10 protein-coding genes and 1 pseudogene are annotated in these 9141 nt (G+C 63.3%); 7 read left to right on the top strand and 4 right to left on the bottom strand.

What is annotated here, in order from left to right; translation table 11 throughout:
• From WBB85_RS02510 to WBB85_RS02495, 4 genes and pseudogenes are all read left to right on the top strand, one after another.
• Positions 1-332: pseudogene (locus tag WBB85_RS02510) on the top strand (hypothetical protein); the annotation flags it as partial.
• A 126-nt stretch (positions 333-458) separates the two neighbouring features.
• Positions 459-1106, top strand: coding sequence for a TetR/AcrR family transcriptional regulator (locus tag WBB85_RS02505; RefSeq protein ID WP_432637047.1), 648 nt, complete (start codon positions 459-461; stop codon positions 1104-1106).
• Positions 1103-2290 (top strand): pyridoxal phosphate-dependent aminotransferase, encoded by a 1188-nt coding sequence (locus WBB85_RS02500; protein ID WP_432637046.1) that lies wholly within the window; start codon positions 1103-1105, stop codon positions 2288-2290. Before WBB85_RS02505 ends, WBB85_RS02500 begins: the two co-directional genes overlap by 4 nt.
• Positions 2287-3882, top strand: coding sequence for a 5-guanidino-2-oxopentanoate decarboxylase (locus WBB85_RS02495; protein ID WP_432637045.1), 1596 nt, complete (start codon positions 2287-2289; stop codon positions 3880-3882). Before WBB85_RS02500 ends, WBB85_RS02495 begins: the two co-directional genes overlap by 4 nt.
• A 56-nt stretch (positions 3883-3938) precedes the next feature.
• Here the strand turns inward: WBB85_RS02495 and WBB85_RS02490 are convergent, their stop codons facing one another.
• Genes WBB85_RS02490 through ccmI form a run of 3 tightly spaced genes read right to left on the bottom strand, consistent with a single transcriptional unit; the run spans position 3939 to position 5838 of the window.
• Entirely contained in the window at positions 3939-4175 is a 237-nt protein-coding gene (locus WBB85_RS02490; RefSeq protein ID WP_432637044.1) for a DUF1289 domain-containing protein, read from the bottom strand.
• Positions 4172-4648, bottom strand: a complete 477-nt coding sequence (gene ruvX, locus WBB85_RS02485; RefSeq protein WP_432637043.1) for a Holliday junction resolvase RuvX — start codon at positions 4646-4648, stop codon at positions 4172-4174. Before ruvX ends, WBB85_RS02490 begins: the two co-directional genes overlap by 4 nt.
• Entirely contained in the window at positions 4645-5838 is a 1194-nt protein-coding gene (ccmI, locus tag WBB85_RS02480) for a c-type cytochrome biogenesis protein CcmI (protein ID WP_432637042.1), read from the bottom strand. Before ccmI ends, ruvX begins: the two co-directional genes overlap by 4 nt.
• 202 nt (positions 5839-6040) lie before the next feature.
• Here ccmI and WBB85_RS02475 point away from each other — a divergent pair, with 202 nt between their 5' ends.
• A complete protein-coding gene (locus WBB85_RS02475) occupies positions 6041-7291 on the top strand; it encodes a sarcosine oxidase subunit beta family protein (protein ID WP_432637041.1) in 1251 nt (416 codons plus the stop codon).
• Positions 7292-7332: 41 nt separating this feature from the next.
• Here WBB85_RS02475 and WBB85_RS02470 read toward each other — a convergent pair whose 3' ends face one another.
• On the bottom strand, positions 7333-7665 hold the full coding sequence (locus tag WBB85_RS02470; RefSeq protein WP_432637040.1) for a hypothetical protein: 333 nt from the start codon (positions 7663-7665) through the stop codon (positions 7333-7335).
• 107 nt (positions 7666-7772) lie between these two features.
• Here WBB85_RS02470 and WBB85_RS02465 point away from each other — a divergent pair, with 107 nt between their 5' ends.
• Together WBB85_RS02465 and WBB85_RS02460 are read left to right on the top strand one after the other, a co-directional pair.
• The gene (locus WBB85_RS02465; RefSeq protein WP_432637039.1) at positions 7773-8096 is read left to right on the top strand and encodes a sarcosine oxidase subunit delta; all 324 of its coding nucleotides are present in this window, start codon (positions 7773-7775) and stop codon (positions 8094-8096) included.
• Positions 8093-9141: 2Fe-2S iron-sulfur cluster-binding protein (locus WBB85_RS02460; RefSeq protein ID WP_432637038.1), on the top strand; the 1049-nt coding region annotated here is incomplete at its 3' end. The genes WBB85_RS02465 and WBB85_RS02460, both read left to right, overlap by 4 nt.

Below are 9141 nucleotides of genomic sequence, written 5' to 3'. Positions count from 1 at the left end.
GGGCAAGCCCGCCTGTGGTGTGGGAGGGCAGTCACCGGATCATGGCGCGCGCCTTTCGCAGCGCGCTTGCAGGGGCCCGCGTGTCGGACTGGTCCGATACCGATGTGACCGAGATCTATCAGGCCGCACGGCGCGAGGTTTTTCAAACCTGCAAGCGGGTCGTGGTGCACGCGCTTCCGGGCGAGGCGGTGCTGATCCATCGGCTGGCCCTTCACGGGGTCAGCCCGTGGCAGGATGGGGCAAAGGTACCGCCCGAGGGGCGGATCATCGCATATTTCCGTCCTGAATGTCCGGATGGGATAAATTTCTGGTTGGGTGGCGAATTTACTTAACCTAACCTTTCAAAAATCCAAATTCGGACAACCGTTCCTTGCCCGGCTGGGTAATCCTTCCAATATTACTTGCACAATTGCGTTATTTCCCTTAATTATACCAATGTATATTAAGGGTAGGTGGCCGTGATTGATACAATACCCAAATTCAGACGTGAGCCGGCCGAACAGCGCCGCGAGTCGCTTATTCAGGCGACTCTGTCCCTGATTGCCGAAAAGGGGATCGGCGGGGCGACGGTGCGGGCCATCGCGAGCCGGGCAGAGGTTACGCAAGGTCTTATCAGGCATCACTTTTCGTCAAAGGACGATCTGGTGCTTGCCGCCTATGAATACCACATGCGCCGGATGACCGATATCGCTTCGGCAGGCGCGGGGCGGGATGGATCGACTGCGCGCTCGCGGCTTGCGATATTCGTCTCAGCCACTCTGACGCCGCCGGTGCTTGATCCCGGGGCCGTCATGCTTTGGGCCGGGTTTCTCAACAAGGTGCCGGGGGATGCGCGCATGCGCGAAATCCATGAACGTACCTATCACGGTTTTCGTAATCAGCTTGAAGCGCAGATCGCGGCCGTGCTGCACGAGGCCGGTCGCGATGTGGATGCCGATGAATTGCGTCGACTGGCGATTGCCAGCAATGCGGTGCTCGACGGGTTGTGGTTGGAAGGCGGTGCATTGCCAGATGCGTTCAGCGCCGAGGAACTGCTTGCGATCGGGCTGAAATCGGTCAGTGCGATCATCGGGGTGGATCTGGCGGTGGCGGAGGAGCAGCGATGAGGCTGACGGATGTAACCCGGCGGCTGGCCGGTCTGGGCGGCGCCAAGTGGACAGTCTACCAGAAAGCCCGCGATCAGGTGGCAGAGGGACACAGGATCATCGATATGACGATCGGTGAGCCGGATGTGGCCACACCTTCCGGTCTGATCGACGCTGTCACGGATGCGATGAAACAGGGTAGGACCGGATATTCCAGCGGACGGGGCGAGCGCGGTTTGCGCGATGCGCTGGCCGCCCGTTATGCCCGCCGGACCGGTCAGCCGATCTCATCTGATCAGATCCTGTGTTTTCCCGGCACCCAGACGGCACTTTACGCGGTGCTGATGGGGGTGGCAGAGGCCGGGTGCGAGGTTCTCGTGGGCGATCCGATGTACGCTACCTATGAAGGCGTGATCCGTGCCGCAGGTGCCGATATGGTGCCGGTGCCGCTGCGCCCCGAAAATGGCTTTCGTATCGTGGCAGAGGATATCGAGGCCCGCATCACGCCGCGAAGCAGCGCCATCCTTCTGACCTCACCCCACAATCCGACCGGGGCGGTTCTGACGCCGGACGATATCGCCGCCATCGGCCGGATTGCCATCAAGCATGACCTCTGGATCGTCTCGGATGAAGTCTATGAGGATCTGATCTTTGACGGTGTTGAGTTCGCCTCGCCGCTCTCGGTGCCAGAGCTGGCTGACAGGGTCATTGTCGTGTCGTCGATCTCAAAATCCCATGCGGCCCCCGGATTTCGCAGCGGCTGGTCCGTGGGGCCGGTTGCGTTCACAAACGCGTTGTTGCCCCTGTCGGAAAGCATGCTGTTCGGAAATCAGCCCTTCATTGCCGACATGACCGAACAGGCGATCCGACAAGGGTCCGAGGTCGCGCCGGGTATGCGGCGTCGGTTTGCGGATCGGGCGGGGCGCCTTCATGACCGTCTGTCGCGGGATAGCGCCCTGAAGGTGCACCGCCCGCAGGCCGGGATGTTCGCACTGGTCGATGTTGCGGCCACAGGCATGAACGGCAACGATTACGCGCTGCACCTGTTGGAGCAGGAACAGGTCGCGGTCATGCCCGGGGCGTCATTCGGATCCTCGCTCGATACCTGGGTCCGGGTTGCACTCACGGTCAACGACGTTGACTTCGACACGGCCTGTGACCGGATCGTCGCCCATGCCGAGCAGTTTCTGGAACAAACCGCATGACCAGTATCGGCGAGGCGCTTGTCGCCGGACTTGCCGCACGCGGTGTGGACTGCATCTTTGGCATTCCCGGCGTACATACGGTCGAGCTTTATCGCGGGCTGGCGGCATCGGGCATCCGCCATGTCACGCCGCGCCACGAACAGGGGGCGGGTTTCATGGCCGACGGCTATGCCCGCGTCTCCGGGCGGCCCGGCGTGGCCTTTGTGATCACCGGTCCGGGCGTGACCAATACGCTGACGGCGATGGGGCAGGCCCGTGCTGATTCCGTGCCTATGCTGGTGGTTTCAGGGGTGAATGCCCGTGCGGATCTGGGGCGGGGCATTGGACATCTGCACGAACTGCCCGACCAGCGGGCGATGATGCGGACTGTTGCGCTGTCCTCCGAACGTATTGAAGAGGCGGGGCAACTGAGCGGCGCGCTGGACCGCGCCTTTGCCATGATGCAGGGCGCGCGACCGGGCCCCGTTCATATCGAGGTACCGCTGGATGTGGCCGGGCTTGCAGCGCAATCGCTGCCCAGTGCTGGTGGGCCGCCGGCCTCCGCGCCGGTGGATGCGGGGCAAATCGCCGAAGCTGCCGATCGGCTGAGCCGGTCGGCCGCACCGGTCATCCTGGTCGGCGGTGGCGCGCGTGGCCAGCGGGATCTGATCCGGGCGCTCTCAGAACGCCTTGATGCGCCGGTCGTACAGACGACGAATGCGCGCGGGGTCATGTTTGGCCACCCGCTCGGCGTTCCGGCCAGCCCGAGTTTGCAGGCGGTTCGGGACCTGATCGCGGGGGCCGATGCGGTGCTGGCCGTCGGCACCGAGTTCGGGCCGACCGACTACGACATGTACAGCACCGGCACCATGACACCAATGCAGGGGTTGATCCGGATCGACATCTGCGCTGACCAACTGGCCCGCCATCCGGCCGCTCTGTCGATCCACGCAGATGCGGGACCGGCGCTGGAAGCGCTGAAAGACGCCATCTCTGCCACCAACGGCAAGGGCGGCGCGGCGCGGGCAGAACAGGCCCGCCGGGCAGCTTATGATGAGATCGGGCCAGAGATGCAGGCGCTGAGCGATATGCTCGCCGCCATCCGCGATGCCGTGCCCGGTTCCGTCATGGTCGGGGACTCTGCCCAGCCGATCTATGCGGGCAACCTGTACCACGATCACGACCGGCCCGGCGGCTGGTTCAACGCCGCCACCGGCTTTGGCGCGCTGGGTTACGCCATTCCCGCCGCCATCGGGGCTTCGATCGCGGCCAAGGACGCCCCGGTCATCTGCATCGCGGGCGATGGCGGGGCGCAGTTCAGCCTGCCCGAACTGATGTGTGCGGTGGATGAAAAACTGCCGATCACTTTCGTGATCTTCAACAATCACGGCTATCAGGAAATCGCCACATCAATGCAGGCCGTGGGCGTTTCGGTTGTGGGCTGCGATCCGACGCCGCCGGATTTCGAACGGGTCGCGCAATCCTGCGGCATGCCTTTCAACCGGGTTGGGTTCGAGGCGGATGCGGTGGCCGGGGCGATCCGCAGCGCACGCACAGCCGAAGGCCCGACACTGGTCGAAGTCACGACGAAGAACCTGTCATTCCCGCGCTGAAGCGTTTCGCGCAGAACCTCAATCGCTGGATTTGCACGAAACGCCTTAGGAACCGGTCAGAGGCCGGACCCGGTTCGCGCGGCGCGACCGCCCCGGCGCTGGCGCAGACGCGGTGCGCGCGCGGGCAGCTCTGCCATGACCGCCTGACGTTCCTCCGGGCTCATCCGGCCCCAACCGGCGATCTCATCGATTGAGCGCAGGCAGCCGACACACAGCCGTTCGGCCGGATGGATCGTGCAGATCTTGATGCAGGGGCTGTCCACCTCCTGCCGCTTCCAGACCTCGTCGCTCATGATGTCCGCCTCATATGCCCGATCCGGTCGAGCGCCCCTTGCAGGATATACCCCGCCGCGACGTGGTCGATCACCTCGGAACGACGTTTGCGTGTCGTATCCGCCTCAAGCAGGGCGCGTTCGGCGGCGACGGTCGACAGGCGTTCATCCCAGAAGGTGATGGGCAGCTCGGTCAGACGCTCCAGATTACGGGCGAAGGCGCGGGTCGATTGGCAGCGCGGCCCTTCGCTGCCGTCCATATTGCGTGGCAGGCCAAGGACAATGCCGCCGATCTCGCGCTTGGCGCAGATCACCAGCAATGCATTGGCATCGGCGGTGAATTTCGTGCGTTTGATCGTTTCAAGCGGCGTGGCCACCGACAGGCGCCGGTCCGAGACCGCGACACCGATGGTCTTGGTGCCAAGGTCGAGCCCCGCCAGGGCCCGGTCGCGGGGCAGGGCGGCCGCGAAATCCTCCATCGCCTCGCAGATCATTCCGCGATCCCCGCCTGAAGCGCTGCCGCACGGATCTTTGCGAGTTCGTTGGGATGGTCCGCAAAGACGCCTTGCGCGTCAGCCCAGACGGCCTTGGCCCGCTCCGTCTCGCCCAAAACGGTGAGCGATGAGATGAGCCGCGCCCAATCCTCGGCCGGGCCACCTTCGGTCGCCAGCCGGTCGGCCAGCCCCTCGACCATGCCCCTGATCATCGCCTGCCGGTCCTCGGTGGACATTTCCGACGCCGCCGCGATGTCACCCGCATCCGGGCCCTTGGTGGCGGGGGGCGTGTAATCCACCCCTGCGGCCCGGGCGACAAGATCGATCTGGGCCCGGATCGGTGCAATCCATGGCGCCTCTTCCGGGCCCTCTTCCAGCAAGGCTTGCCAGAAGCGGAAGGCAAGGTCCGGTCGCCCGGTCTGCGCCCACATCAGGCCGGTATAGAACCGCGCGGTGCCGTTCTTCGGGTCACGTTCCAGCGCCGCGTTCAGCGCCAGTTCGGCCTCGGGCGAAATATAACCGGCGGTGGCCAGCACATAGATATCAGCCAAAGTCGCGTAATCCGTCGCCGTCGCCTCACCGCCCAGAAGCGCGATCAGCCTGCTCTGTGCCGTGGCCGCCGCTGCATAATTGCCAAGCCCCGCCTCGTTCCGCGCCAGAAGCCGCTGGCCCTGCGGATCGTCGGGGTTGTCCGCGACAGCATTGCGCAGCTTGCCCATGAGGTCGGCATAGGCGGCGTCGGGTTCCGGTGCTGGCGGCAGGGGTGTCTGAGCCTCGGCCTCGGCCTGTGACGGGCGTTCGGCCTTGAACATCTCGGCCCGCGCCTTGCGATCTGCGATGGGCAGGTCGGGGTAACCCGGCGCACCAAGCCAGAGATAGAGCCCCGCTGCCCCGGCCACAGCCGCCCCGATCAGCACCGAGGGAACCAGCAGACCGCCACGCCCCAAAGCCTCGGATGCCCTGCCTGCCTGATCCGCCTCAAGGATCCGGCGCGAAATCTCGACCCGTGTCCGTTCTGCTTCGCCCTCGCCGATCACGCCGCGCGCGGCGTCGCGGTCCACCTCGGCCAGCTGATCGCGATAGACCTGAAGGTCGGCATTGGCCGCAGGCCCGCCCACCTTGAAATAGGCGCGCAACAAACCTGCCGACAGAACGGCGGCAATAGCCAGCGAGACGATCCAGAATAGCATGCAGCCCCCCCGTGATTGGCTTCATCTAAGCCCTTCGGCACCGGTCTGAAAGGGTAAAGCCCCTATGCAAGGCGGGACGCGATGCCGCATACCGGTGGGAATGTCGTATTTTTCTGAAATGCGACGCTTGGATGAGTGTTGCCATCGCGCCGCCGATCCATCAAGCCGCCAAAGGTGTCACCACGCCGGAAAGGGGATTCGCATGGGGTTCAAACGTTATTCGGCTTTTGCCGTCGCACGTGAGGCGATGAACTATCACCTCGGCTGGGAACGCGCCTGGGGCTCGCCCGCACCGAAGAAGAAATACGACGTCGTGATCGTCGGCGCCGGCGGCCATGGTCTGGCGTCCGCCTACTATCTCGGCAAGAATTACGGCATCACCAATGTCGCTATCATCGAAAAGGGCTGGCTGGGCGGCGGCAACACGGGCCGCAACACCACGATCATCCGTTCGAACTACCTGCAGGACCCTTCTGCCGCGATCTACGAAAAGGCCCGCTCGCTTTACGAGACGATGTCTCAGGACCTGAACTACAACGTCATGTTCTCCCCCCGTGGCCTTCTGATGCTGGGCCAGACCGAGCATGAGGTACGGGGCTACAAGCGCACTGTCTATGCCAACAACCTGCAAGGGGTCGAAACCCGCTGGATCGAACCGGCCGAGGTCAAACGGCTGGTGCCGATCATGAATATCGAAGGGCCGCGCTATCCGGTCCTTGGCGCGCTCTATCAGGCGCGGGGCGGCACCGCGCGGCACGATGCCGTGGCCTGGGGCTATGCGCGGGCCTGTTCGCAGATGGGCATGGATGTGATCCAGCAATGCGAAGTGACGGGCGTGCGGAGCGAGGGCGGCAAGGTTGTGGGCATCGACACGTCGAAAGGCGCGATCGACTGCGACAAGCTCGGTATGGTCGTCGCGGGCCATTCCTCCGTGCTGGCCGAGATGGCCGGGTTCCGCCTGCCGATTGAAAGCCTCGCGCTTCAGGCGCTGGTGTCGGAACCGATCAAGCCCTGCATGGATGTGGTCGTGATGGCCAACACCGTGCACGGCTACATGTCGCAGTCCGACAAGGGTGAAATGGTGATCGGCGGCGGCACCGACGGGTTCAACAACTACACCCAGCGCGGGTCCTTCCACCATATCGAGGAAACCGTGCGGGCACTGGTTGAGACCTTCCCGATGATCTCGCGTCTGAAGAACCTGCGGCAATGGGGCGGCATCGTCGACATGACCGGCGACCGTTCACCGCTGATCTCGAAGACGCCCGTCGAGGGCATCTTCGTCAATTGCGGCTGGGGCACCGGTGGCTTCAAGTCGATCCCGGGGTCCGGCTGGGCCATGGCGGAACTGATGGCGCGGGGGCAATCGCCCTTGGCCGAGGAGTTTTCCATGTACCGCTTTCGCGAAGGCAAGTTCATCGACGAAAGCGTCGCCGCGGGGGTGGCGCATTGATGCTGCCCCTCACAATCTACGCCACGGAAACTGCGGCGACGTTACTGCTTGTTGCACGGCGGGTTGTAACGCGCGCGAAGATCGGCCTCAACTTTCAAGCGTGCAGTGTCTCCGTTGATCCGGTGGACGCAGATAGCGTTGGTTCCATGCGTGGTGGCACAAGGCCACTTTTCATGTTCTGCCAACCGCGTCCCAAGCTCGCCGCTTTCTCCAATGTAGTTCACGCTGTGTTTGTACGTTCCGCTGTCGTTTTTTCGCGTGGACATTGCGTAGACTGCGCTGACGTCGTTGAACTGTGTGTCGACCGAATAAACATCAAAGCCGTATTCGGTGCCGCTCTGACCTGTAAAAGCCACCGTCCCAACTTTACTCATGGGGTGTTCCCTTTCCGTTCATGGTCTTGGCTATGTGGGAAGGTTAACAAGGTATTTCAATATCCGGTGAGAACTTTTTGTGAACGCAACATCATGGAGGGTGTATCATGCTGACCCTTGAATGCCCCTATTGCGGCGTGAAGGCCGACGAGACTGAATTGCAGGCCGGTGGTGAGGCGCATCTGAAGCGCTATGGCCCGGGCTCCTCGGACGAGGAATTCGACGGCTACATGTTCAGCCGCAAGAACCCCAAGGGCGTACACTTTGAACGCTGGCGCCATGCCTATGGCTGCGGCAAGTGGTTCCTCGCCGCCCGCTGCACCGCGACGCTGGAAGTCTTCGGCACATATCCTGCGCAGACTTCGTCCCCGCCTGCCGACCTTCAGGCGAAGATCAAACAGAAGCGCCCGAACTGGGAGGGCTATAAATGAGCACGCGTCTTCAGAATGGCGGCCGCCTGATCGACCGCGCAAAGGCGATGTCCTTCACCTTCAACGGCAGGAAGATGCAAGGTTATGCGGGCGATACGCTGGCCTCCGCACTTCTGGGCGCTGATCAATTGATGATCGGCCGGTCGTTTAAATATCACCGCCCGCGCGGCGTGATCGCATCGGGCGCGGAAGAACCGAACGGCCTTGTCGGTCTGGGCGAGGGCGGCCGGTTTGAACCGAACCAGCGTCTGACCACGACCGAGCTCTTTGACGGTGCCGTCACCGCCAGCCAGAACCATTGGCCGAGTCTTGAATTCGACGTCGGTGCCATCAACAACAAGCTGGCGCGGTTCCTGCCTGCGGGCTTTTACTACAAGACCTTCATGTTCCCGCGTTTCGCGTGGAAACATGTCTTTGAACCGGTGATCCGCAAATCCGCAGGCCTTGGCCGCGTGCCGCATGGCCGCGATGAGGACCGCTATGAATACGCCTATGCCTTCGCCGATCTGGTGATCGTCGGTGGCGGCATTGCCGGTCTGGCAGCCGCTCTGGCGGCGGGCAAACAGGGCAAGCGCGTCTGGCTGATCGAACAGACCGCCCATTGGGGTGGCCGCGCCGTCGTGGATGGCGTGCAGATCGAAGGCCAGGAGGCTGACGCTTGGGTGAAGGAAACGCTCCAAACCCTTGAAGGTATGGAAAATGTCACGATCCGAAATCGGACGATTGCCTCGGGTCTTTACGACCACGGCTATCTGCTGATGTACGAACGCATCGCCGACCATACGCCGGGTGACGGCCGTCCGCGCCATCGCCTCTGGCGGATGCGCGCCGGTCACATCGTCACTGCGACGGGTGCGATCGAACGGCCCCTGAGCTTTGCAGGCAACGACATTCCTGGCGTGATGCTGGCCTCGGCCGTGCGCGACTATGTCGTGAACTGGGCCGTCAGCCCCGGCGACCGCACCGTCATCGTCACCAACAATGACGACGCCTACCGCACCGCATTGGCGCTTCTGGACGCTGGCCTTGCCGTGCCCGCCGTGAT

This window comes from Albidovulum sp., assembly GCF_049646345.1.
Lineage (GTDB): Bacteria > Pseudomonadota > Alphaproteobacteria > Rhodobacterales > Rhodobacteraceae > Albidovulum.
This window is presented reverse-complemented; position numbering and strand designations above follow the sequence as displayed.